This is a genomic window from Gehongia tenuis (genome assembly GCF_014384795.1).
Classification (GTDB): Bacteria; Bacillota; Clostridia; order Christensenellales; family NSJ-53; genus Gehongia; species Gehongia tenuis.
Genome location: NZ_JACRSR010000001.1, coordinates 910225 through 926782, shown reverse-complemented (window position 1 = coordinate 926782; position 16558 = coordinate 910225). Strand labels below are relative to the sequence as shown.

Annotated in this window: 18 protein-coding genes; all 18 read right to left on the bottom strand. The window is 56.0% G+C overall.

Annotation, left to right across the window (positions count from 1 at the left end):
- Positions 1–11: 11 nt before the first annotated feature.
- The 18 genes from feoB to H8696_RS04525 all read right to left on the bottom strand — a co-directional run bounded on the left by feoB (position 12) and on the right by H8696_RS04525 (position 16484).
- A complete protein-coding gene (gene feoB / locus H8696_RS04610) occupies positions 12–2039 on the bottom strand; it encodes a ferrous iron transport protein B (protein ID WP_249315191.1) in 2028 nt (675 codons plus the stop codon).
- An 80-nt stretch (positions 2040–2119) separates the two neighbouring features.
- Positions 2120–2344 carry a FeoA family protein gene (locus H8696_RS04605; protein ID WP_249315190.1) on the bottom strand — a complete coding sequence of 75 codons (225 nt, stop codon included), beginning with the start codon at positions 2342–2344 and terminating at the stop codon, positions 2120–2122.
- Positions 2345–2503: 159 nt separating this feature from the next.
- A complete protein-coding gene (locus H8696_RS04600) occupies positions 2504–2719 on the bottom strand; it encodes a YlzJ-like family protein (RefSeq protein ID WP_249315189.1) in 216 nt (71 codons plus the stop codon).
- Positions 2716–3414 (bottom strand): ClpP family protease, encoded by a 699-nt coding sequence (locus H8696_RS04595; protein ID WP_249315188.1) that lies wholly within the window; start codon positions 3412–3414, stop codon positions 2716–2718. Before H8696_RS04595 ends, H8696_RS04600 begins: the two co-directional genes overlap by 4 nt.
- 90 nt (positions 3415–3504) lie before the next feature.
- A complete protein-coding gene (locus H8696_RS04590; RefSeq protein WP_249315186.1) occupies positions 3505–3861 on the bottom strand; it encodes a dUTPase in 357 nt (118 codons plus the stop codon).
- Positions 3862–3881: 20 nt separating this feature from the next.
- A complete protein-coding gene (locus H8696_RS04585) occupies positions 3882–5144 on the bottom strand; it encodes a M16 family metallopeptidase (protein WP_249315184.1) in 1263 nt (420 codons plus the stop codon).
- Between the two features lie 52 nt (positions 5145–5196).
- A complete protein-coding gene (locus H8696_RS04580) occupies positions 5197–5916 on the bottom strand; it encodes a polysaccharide deacetylase family protein (protein WP_249315181.1) in 720 nt (239 codons plus the stop codon).
- Positions 5917–6031: 115 nt separating this feature from the next.
- Positions 6032–8149 carry a polyribonucleotide nucleotidyltransferase gene (locus H8696_RS04575; protein WP_249315179.1) on the bottom strand — a complete coding sequence of 706 codons (2118 nt, stop codon included), beginning with the start codon at positions 8147–8149 and terminating at the stop codon, positions 6032–6034.
- Between the two features lie 72 nt (positions 8150–8221).
- Positions 8222–8485: a 30S ribosomal protein S15 gene (rpsO, locus tag H8696_RS04570; protein ID WP_249315178.1), complete on the bottom strand. Its 264-nt coding sequence runs from the start codon at positions 8483–8485 to the stop codon at positions 8222–8224.
- A gap of 160 nt (positions 8486–8645) precedes the next feature.
- The gene (locus tag H8696_RS04565; RefSeq protein ID WP_249315177.1) at positions 8646–9578 is read right to left on the bottom strand and encodes a bifunctional riboflavin kinase/FAD synthetase; all 933 of its coding nucleotides are present in this window, start codon (positions 9576–9578) and stop codon (positions 8646–8648) included.
- 13 nt (positions 9579–9591) lie between these two features.
- The gene (gene truB / locus H8696_RS04560) at positions 9592–10464 is read right to left on the bottom strand and encodes a tRNA pseudouridine(55) synthase TruB (RefSeq protein ID WP_249315176.1); all 873 of its coding nucleotides are present in this window, start codon (positions 10462–10464) and stop codon (positions 9592–9594) included.
- Complete coding sequence (locus tag H8696_RS04555) at positions 10461–11405, bottom strand: DHH family phosphoesterase (protein ID WP_249315175.1); 945 nt, start codon at positions 11403–11405, stop codon at positions 10461–10463. Before H8696_RS04555 ends, truB begins: the two co-directional genes overlap by 4 nt.
- The gene (rbfA, locus tag H8696_RS04550; protein ID WP_249315979.1) at positions 11398–11751 is read right to left on the bottom strand and encodes a 30S ribosome-binding factor RbfA; all 354 of its coding nucleotides are present in this window, start codon (positions 11749–11751) and stop codon (positions 11398–11400) included. Before rbfA ends, H8696_RS04555 begins: the two co-directional genes overlap by 8 nt.
- Positions 11752–11780: 29 nt before the next feature.
- Positions 11781–14333 (bottom strand): translation initiation factor IF-2, encoded by a 2553-nt coding sequence (gene infB / locus H8696_RS04545; RefSeq protein WP_249315174.1) that lies wholly within the window; start codon positions 14331–14333, stop codon positions 11781–11783.
- Positions 14330–14659, bottom strand: a complete 330-nt coding sequence (locus tag H8696_RS04540) for a L7Ae/L30e/S12e/Gadd45 family ribosomal protein (RefSeq protein ID WP_249315173.1) — start codon at positions 14657–14659, stop codon at positions 14330–14332. Before H8696_RS04540 ends, infB begins: the two co-directional genes overlap by 4 nt.
- Positions 14649–14921, bottom strand: a complete 273-nt coding sequence (rnpM, locus tag H8696_RS04535; protein WP_249315172.1) for an RNase P modulator RnpM — start codon at positions 14919–14921, stop codon at positions 14649–14651. Before rnpM ends, H8696_RS04540 begins: the two co-directional genes overlap by 11 nt.
- A 3-nt stretch (positions 14922–14924) precedes the next feature.
- Positions 14925–15998, bottom strand: a complete 1074-nt coding sequence (gene nusA, locus H8696_RS04530; RefSeq protein WP_249315171.1) for a transcription termination factor NusA — start codon at positions 15996–15998, stop codon at positions 14925–14927.
- A gap of 24 nt (positions 15999–16022) precedes the next feature.
- On the bottom strand, positions 16023–16484 hold the full coding sequence (locus H8696_RS04525) for a ribosome maturation factor RimP (RefSeq protein WP_249315170.1): 462 nt from the start codon (positions 16482–16484) through the stop codon (positions 16023–16025).
- Positions 16485–16558 lie beyond the last annotated feature (74 nt).

Below are 16558 nucleotides of genomic sequence, written 5' to 3'. Positions count from 1 at the left end.
AAGATCACCTCTTATGCAAAACCGAGCAGGCGTCCGCCCTGGAAGATGATGAGGGCCACCAGATAGGCCGTCACCAGTCCATAGCCTACGGCAAACAGCGTCCATTTGGTGCTGCGCATCTCCTTGGCCAGTGTGACCATGGATGCGGCACAGGGAATATAAAGCAGTACAAAAGCCATGAAGGAGAACGCCGACAGCGGCGTAAACAGGCCGCCAAGCGCCGCCCCAAGCTGAGCGTCGCCCGCCGCTCCGGTAAGAATGCCGGTGGTCACCACCACCGCCTCCTTGGCAAAAAAGCCGGTGACCAATGCCACGGAGGGAATGGGCTCCCCAAAGCCAAGAGGCGTGAATATGGGCGCAATGAAATTGCCCATTTTGGCCAGAATGCTGGTGGAGATATCATCGGTCATGGCAAGATGGGTGTCAAAGCTTTGCGCAAACCAGAGGAAAACCGCCACCAAAAACACCACGGTGCCCGCCTTGACCAAGAAACCCTTGACCTTATCCCATACATGAAGCACCAGATTGCGCAGCGTGGGCAGGCGGTAGGGCGGCAGCTCCATCACGAAGGGCGATGACTCCCCCTTCAGCACCGTCTTGTTCAAAAGCACGCCGGACAGTCCCGCAATGACCACGCCCAGCAGATAGATGGCAAAAATCACAAGCCCCTGATTCTTGGCAAAGAAAGCTCCCGCCATCATGGCATAAACGGGCAGCCGGGCTCCGCAGGACATGAAGGGCGTAATCACCATGGTGAGTCTCCGCTCCTTCTCGCTTTCCAGCGTCCGGCACGCCATGAGCGCCGGCACCGTACAGCCAAAGCCCATCAACATGGGAATGAAGGACTTGCCGCCAAGACCAAATTTCCGCATGATCCTGTCGGTGATGAAGGCCGCCCGCGCCATATAGCCGCTGTCCTCCATGATGGAAAGACACAAAAAGAGCAGAGTAATCTGGGGCAAAAACACAAGGACGCTGGACAGGCCGCTCAAGATACCGCCCACGATCAGCGACTGAAGCCACGGCGCAGCGCCGGCATCCACGAGCAGCCCATCCACAAAGGGCGTGATGACATCACCAAAAAGGTACTCCACGCCGCCGCTCAAAAAGTTGCCGATGGGACCGAAGGTGATGAGGAAGATCGCCATCATGATGAGAAGAAAGATGGGCAGCGCAAAAATCTTGTGCGTGAGCACTTTGTCGATGGCTTCGGTGCGGGCGTTGACGTTCCGCCCGCCGGCTCGCAGCACCTGTTTCACAAGGACGGAGATGTTCTTGTAGCGAAGGTCGGGCACCGCCACCTCCGCATCCTCACCAAACTGACGCCGGACACGCCCGGCCAGAGCGTCCAGTTTTTCCCGCTCCTCCGTGGACAATTCAGCAAGCTCATTGTTTTGGGTCTCCACGAACTGTCCGACCTCTTCGGCCTCCGTTTCCCCTTCCAGCAGGGAGAGCACCTTCCAGTAAGGCAGATCGAGGCCGCTTTGGCCCAGCAGCGCCATCAAGTTGCGATCGTAGGCGGGAAAGAAAGGCTTAACCGCCCGCTCAGGATGGTGCACAACGGCGTGGAGCCGTTTTAGAAATTCTTTTACGCCTTTGCGCTTGGAAGCACACATGGGAACCACCATGGCCCCAAGGCGTTTTTCCATCAGCGCCACATCCACGGTACTGCCCGAAGCCTCCAGTTCATCGAACATATTGAGCACGATGATAGTGGGGATGCCCAGCTCCAGTACCTGGTAGGTCAAGTACAGATTGCGTTCAAGATTACCCGCATCCACGATGTTGACGATGAGATCGAGCTTTTCCTCAATCAGGAAATCCCGGGCAAGCTTTTGTTCCACCGTATGGGGAGACAGGGAATAGATGCCGGGAAGGTCCACCACCCGAATTTCCTCCCCATCCAGCTGGAAAGTGCCCTCCTTCTTATCCACCGTCACACCGGGCCAGTTCCCCACGTACTGGTTGCTGCCGGTCAGCACATTGAAAAGTGTCGTTTTCCCACAGTTTGGATTGCCAGCAAGGGCCAACGATATCATTCGTCCATCCTCCCCTTATTGAGAATATTTCTCAATATATCTTCGAAAAAATAAGTTGCCCAAGGCAACTCATTTGTAAATCATCCCACCAATTGTATCTTTTCCGCTTCATTGAGGCGGAAAGCCAGCTCACATCCCCGGACTGAAACCTCGATTGGGTCCCCAAGCGGCGCATATTTCCGAACGGTCAGTTCGCTGCCCTGGGTGATCCCCATCTCAATGAGGCGTCTGCGAAGTGCCGGATCGGCGGCGATCCTGCGGACAGTCCCCTTTTCACCGGGTTTCAGATCCTTCAAAGTGCGCATCTTCATCGCTCCTTATTGATAACAGATATCATTTACCCTGGTTCTATGTTAGCATATGCTAACAAAATGCGCAAGTGATTTTCGCTTTATGGGACAACTTATGAAAAAGGACCGGGGCTTAGAACAAGCCCCGGTCCTTACGACAAAAGATGTCATTATTCACTCGTAGCGGATAATGCTGCCTGGTGAAAGCTCAGCATCAAGATAACGAGCGGGATCGGCTGAAAGGAGGCGGACGATTCGGCCCCGGCCCCGTCCCACGGGCTCCACCACCATGGAGACGCCGTGATAGCACACTTCCTCGAGATTCTCTGCTGAAAGCTTATCCATGCCCTTCAGCACCTCCTCCATGGGAACGATGGTATGCAAGATCATGCGGGATCACCGCCGATGATCTCCTCAAGTTTAGCCATGGCGTCGGAAAGGCCGCCCACCGCATCGATGATGCCCGCGTTCACCGCTTCCTCTCCCACCAGCACCGTGCCCACATCGTTTGCCATATCTCCGGTGCTCATCATAAGCTCCATGAATTTCTCCCGCGTGGTGTGGGAATGCTCCACCACAAAGCTTACCACCCGCTCCTGCATCTTGTTGAAGTAGTCGTAGGTCTGAGGCACGCTGATAATCATGCCCGTCATGCGGATGGGATGGACGGTCATGGTGGCGGTGGGCGTGATGAAGGAATAGTTGGTGCTCACAGCCATGGGAACGCCAATGGAGTGTCCGCCCCCAAGCACCAAAGAAACGGAGGGTTTGGTCATGCTGGTCACCATCTCGGCGATGGCAAGTCCCGCCTCCACGTCCCCGCCCACGGTATTCATCATCAGCACAAATCCTTGAATATCGGGATTCTGTTCGATGGCCAAAAGCTGTGGAATCACGTGTTCATACTTCGTGGTCTTATTTTGGGGCGGCAGGATCATGTGGCCCTCGATCTGGCCCACAATAGCCACACAGTAGATGGGCGAATTGGGCGCCATGGGAATTTGCGGCACACCCAGTCCGGAAATGCTGTTTTCTATGGTCGGCTTCGGATTTTCAGGAGGATTGTTTTCTTGATTTTGGCACATAAAAAAACCACCTTCACGTTTTTTTTAGTTTGCCGTGAGCGGTGATTTTTTATTCCCCTTGAAACGGGCCTTCTGGAAAATCAATCCCCCTTAGAGCTCGTAGCCCTTCTTGGCCGACAGGCCCATTTGCCGATCAAAGTTTTCCTTGTTCTTGTCCAGATAGACCCTGTATAGATCCTCGGCAGTCATGCCCGCTTCCAGACACATGCTGAGGAAGAAATGGAACACATCCACCAGTTCCTCCTTAAGCGCCGCATGATTCAGTTCCTTGGGCTTCTTCCACCATTTGTAGTTGACCTCGTCCAGCACCTCGGAAAGCTCCGCCACCATGGCCATGGCATGCTTTTGCACCCATTCCTCCGGAGAATACTGGGGCAGATTGCGCCGCACCCGAATATCCTCGTTCAGTTTTTGCTGCATCATAAAGATGGTATCCAGCTTGTCCATTACACGACCCCCTGTCCGCTTTATAGTTTTATATCATAGAGATAGGGCAGCTGCCCCTCCCCTTTCTGCGTGATGCAGGCCACCGATATCGGCCCGCCCAGGAGGCGGTCCATCACGCGCCGCAAATCCTTTGCCGTGATGGCATCGATTCGTTCCAGAACTTCCTCCTCGGGGATGATCCTACCTTGAAGCAATAGATTCTTGCCCAGCGCCGACATGCGTGCCGAGACGCTTTCCTGGCTCAGGATAAAGCTGCCCTTCAACTGATCCTTGCTCATGGCCACGGCCTCCTCATCGACGCCGCCTTCCCTCAGCTTGACAATCTCCTTCACTGTCAGTTCCGTAACCTCCTCCAGATTCTTGGGGCTGGTCCCGGCATAGATGCTGAAAAGCCCAGCGTTTCGATAGCTGGAAGGGTAGGAATAGACGGTATAAGCCAGGCCCTTTTCCTCCCGAATGGTCTGAAACAGCCGGGAACTCATGCCGCCGCCCAGGATGTTGCTGAGGGCCAGCGTCACATAGAAGTCCTCATCCACATTGGATACACCGGGCAGTCCAAAGCACAAATGGGCCTGTTCGATACTCTTTTCCTTCACCCGGGTTTGGCACTCAAAATGATCGAAAACCGGCAGCGTCCGCGGCTCCAGATCCTTGCACCGCCAATCACCGAGATATTTCTCCGCCAGGTCGCACACCGCAGCCATGGACACGTTTCCCGCCACCGCAAGCACCAGATTGTTGGCGCAGTAGTGCCTGTTCATGTAGCCAAGAATATCCTCCCGCGTGAGCGCCGAAACGCTGTCCACCGTGCCCAAGATAGGCTTTGCCAGAGGATTGTCCCTAAAGAAGGCCTCCGAGAGCATCTCATTGACGAGATCCTCCGGCGTATCCTCCACCATGGAAATCTCCTCCAGCACCACCCCTTTTTCTCGTGCAATATCCTCCGGATCCATTTTGGGACAGCGCACCATATCGGAGAGCACATCCACCGCCAGATCCGCATGCTCATCCATCACACGGGTATAGAAGCAGGTGCATTCCTTGGCCGTGAAGGCGTTGAGCTGCCCGCCCACCCGATCCATGTCCACACTGATCTGCTGGGCCGTGCGGTGCTCCGTTCCTTTGAAAACCATGTGTTCAATGAAATGGGAAATGCCGCCCACGTTGCCCGGCTCATCCACCGGACCCGCGGGCACCCAGATGCCCACGGACACAGAGCGGCAATGTTCGATGGGTTCGCACACAATGCTGAGCCCATTGCTTAACTTCGTCAATTCAGCCATGCTTTTCTCCTTTGTAAAACCATATTACCACAGCTCCTTCATTTGCGCTACGTCAAGACGATGGCAGCAGATCGGATACGCACTTGATCTCAAACCCCTTTTGCTGGAGCCCGTCAATAATCTGAGGAAGCGCCTTGACGGTCTGCTCCGTGGGATGCATCAGGATGAAATCCCCATCGCTTGGATTCTTCAGGATGCGCTGTACCAGAACGCTGGCATCCTTATCCCGCCAATCGATGGTATCAAGACTCCACAAAATTGTCTCGTAACCCAGCGCAGAGGCCGCTTCCAGTGTCTGCTGACCGTGATCCCCGGAGGGCGGTGCAAAGAGCTTGGAAGGCGACGCACCCGCTGCCACGATGGCGTCCTCCGCCTTTTGAATCTGCTCCCGGTTGGCATCCCGGCTCAAAGTGCTGTAATTCTTGTGCTGATAGCCATGGTTGCCGATCTCAAAATTTGACGCTTCCAAGGTCTTTACCATATCGGGATTTTTTTCCGCCCAGCGGCCCGTCAAAAAGAAGGTGGCACTGCAGCCCTTTGATTCTAAAATCTCCATCATCTGGGGTAGATATTCCTCGCCCCAATCCACATTGCACAAAAAAGCCACCTGACCCTCGGCATTTTCAGCTTTTCGGATGGGATCGCCGCTCATGCGGCTCAGCGTGTAGCGCACCGAACCGTTCATGAGGACCAGATAAATGATCACGATGAGAGCCAAAATGAGCAGATTGCTGGCCGCACGGCCCTTGTAGCGCAAATAGAATGAACGCATGGAGATCCCCTTTCGTATAGGTTTTTAGATAATCTATACCTATTCGTGAGGCGAATCATCTATGCAACAGAAAAAAACGGCCTTGCGGCCGTTTTAGCTTTCTGTATGGTTAGGACTAGGACAAAACGCTGTTGCGCTCCTCCTCGGTAATACCGCGGCAGGTCAGGTTCACACGGCCCTGGCGGTCGATCTCGTTGACCTTGACCACCAGCTCGTCGCCGATCTTGACCGCATCCTCAATCTTCTCCACCCGCTTGCCGGTGGGAGAGATCTTGGAGATATGCACCATGCCATCCTTGCCGGGAACAAGCTCCACAAAAGCGCCGAAGGTCATCAGGCGGACCACCTTGCCCAGGTAAATCTCACCCACCTCGATGTCTTTTGCAATGGCCTCGATCATGCGGCGGGCTTTGGCTGCGGCCGCTTCATCGGGCGTGGAGATGAACACCCGTCCATCGTCCTCGATATCGATCTTGACGCCGGTCTCGGCAATAATCTTATTGATCATCTTGCCGCCAGGCCCAATGACCTCGCGGATCTTCTCGGGATTGATGGTGAAGCGGATGATCTTGGGCGCATAGGGAGAGAGATGATCCCGCGGTGCATCAATGGTCTTCAGCATTTCGCCCAGGATATGCATCCGGCCTTCCAGCGCCTGAGCCAAGGCCCGGCGAAGAATCTCCTCGTCAATGCCCTTGATCTTGATATCCATCTGAATAGCGGTGATGCCGTCCTTCGTGCCCGCAACCTTGAAGTCCATATCCCCAAGGAAATCCTCCAAGCCCTGGATGTCGGTCATCACGGCGATCTCGCCGGTTTCGGCATCCTTGATGAGGCCCATGGCCACACCGGCCACCGGCTTTTTAATGGGCACGCCGGCATCCATCAATGCCAGGGTGCTGCCGCACACGCTGGCCTGAGAGGTGGAACCATTGGAACTCACCACTTCGGACACGAGACGAATGGCATAAGGGAATTCCTCTTCCGAGGGAATCATGGGCAGAAGAGCCCGCTCCGCCAGAGCACCGTGGCCGATTTCGCGGCGGCCGGGACTTCTCATGGGCCGGGTCTCGCCCACACTGTAAGGCGGCATGTTGTAGTGGTGCATGTACCGCTTCATATCCTCGTCGGACAGACCGTCCAGCTTCTGTACCTCGCCCATGGCGCCCAGGGTGACCACCGTCATCACCTGAGTTTGTCCACGGGTAAAGATGCCTGAACCGTGGGGCCGGGGCAGGAAACCAACCTCGCACCAGATAGGCCGGACCTCTTTTAGTGTACGTCCATCAGGCCGGGTATTGTGATGAATGATCTTATCCCGGACGATCTCCTTGGTGACATCGTAGATCACCGCGTCGATCTCCTTCTCGCTCTCGGGGAAAGTTTCAGCGAAATGCTCGAAAACCTCCTCCTTGACCTGCTGCTGCCGGGCCTCGCGCTCGTAGCGCTCGGTGGTGTCCAGGCTCCAGCGGATCTTCTCCGCCGCATATTCCCGGACAGCCTGCTCCACCTCGGGACTGTATTTCTCTTCGGGCTCGGGCAGGACCTTTTCAATGCCCAGCTCCTTCAGCATATTCTCCTGGAAGGCCACGATCTCCTTGATCTTTTCGTGAGCGAACAGGATGCCCTTCAGCATCTCCTCCTCGCTGACTTCCTTCGCCTCCGCTTCCACCATCATCACTGCATCCTTGGTGCCGGAAACGGTGGTGTACATGCGGCTCATCTCACGCTGTTCGCTGGTGGGATTGATGATGTACTCCCCATCCACAAGGCCCACCACCACGCTGCCGGTTGGACCGGCAAAGGGCGCGTCGGACAGGCACAAAGCGGCGGAAGATCCGATCATGGCATAAACATCCGGCGGAATATCGGTATCCACCGACAGAACGGTGGCCACCACCTGCACGTCATTGCGGAAGGTTTTGGGGAACAGCGGACGGATGGGCCGATCGATGAGCCGGGAGGTCAAAATGGCCTTTTCCGTCGGACGGCCTTCACGCTTGATGAACCCGCCGGGAATCTTGCCCACGGAATAGAGTTTCTCTTCAAAATCAACGCTCAGCGGGAAGAAATCGATACCGTCCCGAGGCGTTTTGGACACGGTCGCACACACCAAAATCACGGTGTCGCCGCATCGTACAATAACGGAACCGCCGGCCTGTTCAGCAAGCTTACCCACTTCCAGGCTCAGCATTCTGCCCGCCAGCTCCATCTCAAAAACACGATGTTGCATGAAAAATAGTCCCTCCTTTTAGTTGATAGAAGAATAGAGCGGACATCCGCTCTATCCGTACGAATTACTATTTTACTTTCTGAGCTCCAAGCTGGCGATCAAAGCGCGGTAGCGCTCAATATCCTGATCCTTGAGGTAGTTCAGCAGTCCACGGCGCTGGCCGACCATCATCAAAAGTCCACGGCGGGAATGGTGGTCCTTCTTGTGGCTCTTCAGATGCTCGTTCAGATGATTGATCCGCTCAGTCAGAAGAGCAACCTGCACTTCCGGGGAGCCGGTGTCGCCTTCGTGGCGCTTATACTTTTCGATGATCTCCAGTTTCTTTTCCTTGGTCATTTCATGACACCTCCATTAAATTTTGAATCGCCATCAGCATCGTAAAACGGCGGAGGCCCGATAAACCATGCCAATGGTTCATTTCAACTCGTTCATTGTATCATATATCCCTGCAAAAGTACAACCATCCATTTGGTATTTTTCGCCTAAAAATGCTGTCTTATTCCTCGGCCATGGGTTTTAAAATCTCCTTGGCCGCTTCCACATCCATGGCAATCTGCTTCTTGAGCGTGTCAAGCCCGTCAAATTTGATCTCGCCCCGCAGTTTTTGCACGAACATGACCCGGAGAAACCGTCCATAGAGCACCTCTTTTTTGCCCATGATATGGGTCTCCACGGTGTCCACCGCTTTGTCGGTCACCGTGGGCTTGATGCCAACGTTGGTGACCGCCGCCCAATGGCGGCCGTCCAGATAAGCGATGGTGGCATAGACTCCCCTGGCCGGCAGCACCTTGTAGTCCGGCAGATACAGGTTGGCCGTGGGAAAACCCATGGTCTGTCCGATCTGATTACCCGGCTTTACCGAACCTTCCACCGAATAGGGCCTTCGAAGCAGCATGACCGCTTCACGCAGCTCTCCTTTTTCCACCAGCTTTCGAATCCGCGTGCTGGATACGCTCTCGCCGTTCACCGCCACCTCGGGCAGCACCACCACTGGCACGCCTCTTGCCTCTCCGAAGCTACGAAGATCTTCGGCCGTTCCTTCGCCGCCCCGGCCAAAGGAATAATTGTAGCCCACCACCAGGTATTTGAGCGCCGGTACGAAAAGCTGTTCCATGAAAGTCTGCTTGTCCTCAGCCGCGAATTCGGGCGTGAAGGAGCCCATATAGAGGGACTCAATCCCCTCCTCCTTCAGGAAATGGATGCGCTCCCGGGGCGTGGTTAAAAGCTTTCTTGGGATGAGACCGGGCACCACATGAGTGGGATGCTCCAAGAAGGTGTACACGGCAGGAATGAACTTCTGCTTTGCCGCTGCCAGCTTAAGGCAGGTGATAAGCCGGCGGTGCCCTTCGTGGACCCCGTCGAAGAACCCCAAAGCCAGTCCAAATCGCTGCTGCATGGATGGATCGGGATGTCCAAAGTAAACCTTCATCCAGTACCCCCCCTTAAATCAGCATGGTCTTGATGCGAAAATACGCCTCATCACGCTTTCCAATGCCCACAAGCCCCTCCGGTCCATAAACGAGAAAGGGCTCCTCGGGCACCGCCTCCAAGGCGGCCTCCGGCGGCAGCGTGTTGCCATTCACCAGTTTTTTATGATACTCCTCCCGCACATGAACCCGAGGCCAGTGCTCCAGCACCTTGTCCATGGGGATCAGCAAACTATCCGGATCTTCCGCGGCATTTTGGATCGTTTCCAAGCTGACGCTCTGCTCCAAGCAAAAGGGACCGCTCCGGAGGCGTTTCAATGCGGACATATGGGCGCCGCAGCCCAAAGCTTCCCCAATATCATGACAGAGGGTGCGGATATAGGTGCCCTTGGAGCAGCGCACCCATAGATCGAAGCGTCCCTCCCCCTTATCCGAGATCACCTGAAGGCCATAGATCTCCACATTCCGGGCCTTTCGCTCCACCGTTTGCCCGGAACGGGCTAATTCATAGAGCTTTTTTCCCTGCATCTTGATTGCAGAATACATGGGCGGTACCTGCTCGATGGGTCCATGAAAGGCCTCCAGCGCGGTTTCAAGCGCCTCCCTTTCCGCCCTGACCGGCCGGCGTTCCAGCACCTGCCCCGTGCTGTCCTGGGTATCGGTGACAACGCCCAGCGTAATCTCGCACAGGTACTCCTTATCCATATCCATCATCGCGTCAAAAAGCCGCGTGCCCCGCCCGACCAGGATGGGAAGCACACCTTCCGCTTCGGGGTCCAAAGTGCCGCCGTGCCCCACCTTTTTAAAGTGCCAGGCCCGCCGGACAAAGACGACCACATCGCTGGAGGTCATTCCAAGGGGCTTATGCACGTTTAAAACCCCGTTCATTGCGTCAACATCTCACAGGCTTTTTTGACCAGTACTGCCTCCGCTTCCGCCACACCAAGCTTTAAAAAGCAGCCCGATGCCTTGGCATGCCCGCCGCCGCCAAAATAGGAAGCCAGTTTGGACACATCCGCCTCGCCGCGGGAGCGAAGGCTGGCCTTGGTTCCGCCTTCCGCTTCCTTGACGAACACAGCGATCTCCACGCCCTCAAGGTCGGCGGCATAGTTCACCATGTCCTCCGTATCGCCGTCCCTGGCGCCCGCTTCCGTCAGCATGGCGCGGGTCACATGAAGGGACGCTACCTTGCCTCCCAGACTCATTTTAAGGGTTGAAAGCCCGAGCCCCAGCAGCCGCACAGCGGACAGCGGCCGGTTTCCATAGAGCTTATCGCAAAGCTCCGCCGGCCGCGCCCCCTTCTCCACCAGATAGGAGGCCGCGCAAAGCGCCTTCGCGTCACAGTTGCCAAAGGAAAAATTACCCGAATCCGTGCTGAGTCCCACATACAGGCAGCTCGCCATACGGGCATCCCAAGGAATTCCCAGCTCATCCACCGCGATAAGAATCAGCTGGGCCGTCGCTGCCATAGCCGGGTCGATGACGTTTTCATCGGCAAAGGCGGGGTTGGTACCATGATGGTCGATACAGAAGGTGGGAACTTTGCCCACCAGCGCACCGGCCTTTCCCGCTCTCCCGGCATCACTGCAATCCACATAGATGCAAAGATCCACCTTCATGGCCGCATCATAGGGCCGCGTCTGCACGTCTAAAAAGGCGTATCTTGGCGGGACTGGATCGTCGCACAGCAAGGTGACCTCCTTGCCCAGCTTGACGAGTCCGAGGCCCAATGCAGCACAGGAGCCCAATGCGTCCCCATCCGGGGACACATGGGCTGCCAAACAAATTCTCTGGGCGTTTTTCACCAGAACACTCAATTTTTCAAACATCTTTGTGATCGTTCTCCACCTTTTTCAGCACTTCGTTGATATGGATACTGTATTCAATGGAGGTATCCAACACGAACTGGATTTCAGGAACATACCGAAGGTCAATCCGGGCGCCAAGCTCCCGCCGCACAAAACCGGCAGCACTTTTGAGCGCCTTCATGGTCGCCTTTTTCTCCTCATCCCCGGCCATGATGCTCACATAGATTCTGGCATATCTCAGATCCCCGGTCACATCCGCCCGGATCACCGACACCATGCCGCCGATCCTTGGGTCCTTGAGATCGCTGTGGATGATATCGCTGACCTCCCGCTTGACTTCCTCGTTGATCCTATTGTTGCGGTCGATTTTCACAAAACCGTTCCTTTCCTAAGGCATCAGCGCTCCACTTCCTCCTGGGTGAAGGCCTCGAGCACATCGCCTTCCTTGATATCATTAAAGTTCTCAAGACCGATACCGCACTCATAGCCCTGCATGACTTCCTTAGCGTCATCCTTAAAGCGTTTGAGGGAGTCGATCTTGCCCTCATGAACCACCACATTGTCCCGCAGTACACGGACCTCGGCATTGCGGACGATCTTGCCGTCGGTAATATAGCTTCCGGCTACGGCACCGACGCCGCTGACCTTGAAGACCTCGCGAACCTGGGCGTGACCCAGCACCACTTCACGGTAGACCGGCTCCAGCATACCCTTCATGGCCTTCTCCACATCGTCGATGGCTTCATAGATGACCCGGTACAGGCGAAGGTCCACGTTCTCCTTTTCAGCCGCCTCCCGCGCTTTGGCATCGGGCCGCACATGGAAACCGATGATGATGGCATTTGAAACGGAGGCAAGCATAACGTCCGTCTCCGCGATGGCACCCACGCCGCCGTGAATGACCCGAACCCGAACCTCATCGTTGGAGAGCTTCTCCAGGGACTGGCGCATGGCTTCCACGCTGCCCTGCACATCGGCCTTGACCACGATGTTGAGGTCTTTGACCTGGCCTTGGGCAATCTGGCTGAACAGCTCATCCAAGGAAACCTTGGACATCACCTTCATCTGCTGAATCTTCTGCTTGTTGCGCCGCTCCTCGGCAACCTGGCGGGAAAGCTTGTCGTCTTCCACCGCATAGAGCACGTCGCCCGCTTCCGGAACCTCGGAGAAGCCAAGAACCTCAACGGGAACGGAGGGACCAGCTTCATCCACCCGGCGGCCCTTGTCGTTCAGCATGGCACGGACACGACCGTAAGCGGTGCCGGCCACGATGGTGTCGCCCACTTTCAGCGTTCCGTTTTGAACCAGCACGGTGGCCACAGGGCCACGGCCCTTGTCAAGCTTTGCTTCAATGATGGAGCCCTTGGCCATACGATTGGCATTGGCCCTCAGCTCCTGCATCTCCGCCACCAAAAGAACCATTTCAAGGAGCTTATCCAAGCCCTCCTTCGTATGAGCGGACACGGGCACCATGACGGTGTCGCCGCCCCAATCCTCGCATACCAGTCCATACTCGGTCAGCTCCTGCATGACCTTTTCAGGATTGGCGCCGGGTTTATCAATCTTGTTAATCGCCACAATGATGGGCACTTCCGCCGCTTTGGAATGGTTGATCGCCTCAATGGTCTGGGGCATAACGCCGTCATCCGCCGCAACCACCAGAATAGCGATATCCGTCACCTGCGCGCCGCGGGCACGCATCGCCGTGAAGGCCTCATGACCGGGAGTATCCAGGAAGGTGATCGCCTGACCATGAACGTTGACCATATAGGCACCGATGTGCTGGGTGATGCCGCCGGACTCCTGATCGGTCACATGGGTGCTGCGGATCACATCCAAAAGGGAAGTCTTGCCATGGTCCACGTGGCCCATGATGGTGACCACAGGGGGACGGTTCTCAAGATCCTTGCTGTCGTCCTCATGATCCTCGTCGCTGAGCACCTCTTCAAAGGTCTTATCCATCTTGTGCTCAAGTTCAATATCGTATTCACTGGCAACCAAAGCTGCCGTATCAAAGTCAATCTCCTGATTGATGGTAGCCAAAATGCCCAGCAGAAAAAGCTTCTTGATGATCTCCGCCGCCGGCTTGCCAATCTTCTCGGAAAGATCCTTAACGGAAACCATCTCCGTAGTGATCACCGCCTTTTCAATCTTGATGGGCACAATGGGCTGTGCAGGCTGCTGCTTGCGCTTGGGCTTGCGACCGCGATAGCGCTCATCATCGAACATAGGCGCATTCTTTTTATCGGGCAGGGGCTTGCGGCTCCTGTTCCTGCGATCATCGTAGCGCGGCTTGGGCGGCGGCGAAGTGAAGTTCTTCGCGGGCGCCGGAGCCGCTGCAAAACCGGGTGCTGCAGGCTTTCTCGGGGTACGGGGCGCCGTGCCGGCCGGCTGCTGGGGTCTTGCCGGACGATTGTCCCGCGGGGGCTGGGGACGCGTCTGCTGCGCCGGTCTATTCTGCTGAGCCGGACGATTGGCCTGGGGCTGGGGAATGAAGGGCCCGCCGCCCATCTGGGGTTTTGGCCGTTGAGGGGCCGCCGGCTCCTGCTTGACAGGCTCCGCCGCGGCTTCCGCCTCAGGTTTGCCGCTCTCAATTTTCTCCTTTTGAGATGCTTCGGCCGCCGACGCTTCGGGTGCGGGCGCAGTCTTTTCAGCCTCGACAGGTTCGGCCTGTGCGGCAGACGCTGCCGGCATCTCCTCCGCGGGTTCCGGCGCGGACGCGGCTGCATCGGTCAGCGGCGCCTCCTCAGAATCCATCTCCGCCTGCAAGGCCCGCTCCTTGGCCTCGGCCTCCTTTGCACGCATCTCCTGGATCTTTACCTGCTCCCGGCCCTTGACCGTGGACAGGGTACGCTTGGTATCTTCCACCAGTTTTTGGACCTGCCCCAACAATTCCTCGCTGGGCTTGCCATACTCCTGGGCAATTTCCAACACTTTTAATTTACTCATTTACAACCCACCCCCGAAAACGAATCGCACAATTTATGATTTAACCCCTCTGCAAACCCTTTGTCAAGTATTGCAACGGCTTTTGCACTGGGTTTGCCCAAAAAGGGCCCCAATTCATGGGTATCCGGCAGCACACACAGCTTGATATTTTGGCCGTAGCACATGCTTTCATACCGATGCAGGGTATTTGGTGAAGCCGAATGGCACACGAGCACCAGCTCGGCCTTACCGCTTCGAATCGCCTGCCGGCAGGCTTCCTCGCCCACCACCAAACGCCGGGCCCGATAGCACAGACCCAAAAGATTAAAGACATCCTCAAAGCTCACGCCGTTCGATCTCCCTTTCCAGCTGGTCCAATATTTCCGGCGTGATTTTGACTTCGAGCGCTCTTTCAAGCGCCCGGGTCTTAGCCGCCTTCTGCAGGCAGGCCGCTTCAGGACAGATGTAAGCCCCGCGGCCATTGGCCCGCCCCGTGCGGTCCACTTTGGGCACGCCCTCCTCAGCGGTACGCACCACCCGGATCAGATCCTTTTTCGGTTTCATCTCCCGGCAGCCCACGCACATGCGTTTGGGGATCTTTCGCTCCATCAATTACCTCTCCACTTCCTCGCCCTGAACCTTTTCAAGCAGATTCATGGCCTGCGTTTCACTTTTGATATCGATCTTCCAGCCGGTCAGCTTGGCGGCAAGACGGGCATTCTGCCCTTCCTTGCCGATGGCAAGGGACAGCTGGTTATCGGGCACGATCACCCGGGCCGCCCGCTCCGCCTCGTTAACGTACACCATCAGTGTACGGGCGGGGCTTAAAGCGTTGGCTATATATTCAGCGGGGTCGGCGCTCCACTTGATAATATCAATTTTTTCACCGCGAAGCTCATCCACCACATGCTCCACCCGGATGCCCCGCTGGCCCACGCAGGCCCCAACGGGTTCCACGGAGCCGTCGGTGGAATGCACCGCCATTTTGGTGCGGTAGCCCGCTTCCCGGGCGATGCTCTTAATCAGGATGGTCCCGTTTTGGATCTCCGGCACTTCCATCTCAAAAAGCCGCCTTACAAGGCTGGGATGGGTGCGGGAGAGCATCACCTGAAGGCCCTTATTGGTCCTTTTGACCTCGAGCACCAACACTTTGAGACGTTCGTTGAGATCGTAAGTCTCGTTGGGCACCTGTTCGCCGGGCTCAATGACGCCCTCGCTGCTGCCCAGCTCCACATAGACCCGCCGCTTTTCAATGCGCCGGATTATGCCGGAGAGGATCTCCTCTTCCTTTTCAATCAGATCATTATAAATCATGCCCCGCTCCGCTTCGCGGATGCGCTGCACAACCACCTGCTTGGCTGTCTGGGCCGCAATGCGTCCAAAGGACTTGGGCGTGACCTCAAGCTCCACGATATCGCCCGGCTCATATACCCGGCGAATCTTCTGGGCCTCCTCAAGGGCGATCTCGAGATTGGAGTCCTCCACCGTCTCCACCACCGTTTTAACGGCAAAAACCTTCACGTCGCCGTTCATCCGGTCAATGGTCACCTTCACATTTTGGGTCGCGCCAAAATTGCCCTTGAAGGCTGAAGTCAAGGCCTTTTCCACCGCCTTGATCAGAACTTCCTTCTGTATTTTTTTCTCCCGTTCAATGGCATCCAGCGCATTTAAAAATTCAGCGTTCATGGCTTAGCATCCTCCCCCCAGCCTTTACACCGTAAACCAAGGCCGAACCACGGCCACATCCTTTGGATCGAAGGAAAACACCTGATCCTTCTCATCCCGTATCATGATCTGTTCTCCGAAGGCCTCGAGTTTTCCCACGAAGGCTTTCCTGCCGTTCATCTGGCGGTAAAGCTTCACTTCCACCGGCTTATCCTGATTGCGTTCAAAATCCCGCGCCGTCTTCAGCGGACGGTCCCCGGGCGAAGAGACGATAAGCTGGTAAGGCTCGGCGATCGGATCTATTTCATCCAAAAGTTCGTTTAAAGGCGCCGTGGCGCGCTCCACATCGTTCATCGACATGCCCTCCGGCCGGTCGACAAACACAAAAAGACACCAATCGGAGCCCTCCTTTGCATACTCCACATCCACAAGCTCCATATCCAAAGCCTGGATGATCGGCTCAGCGGCACTACGAATGGCTTCAAGCATTGATGATTTTTTGGTCAAAGGTAACCTCCTGGGTTTCTGTCATAATAGAAAGAGCGGGCCGTCACCCACTCCTTACAAATTCCGAATTGATG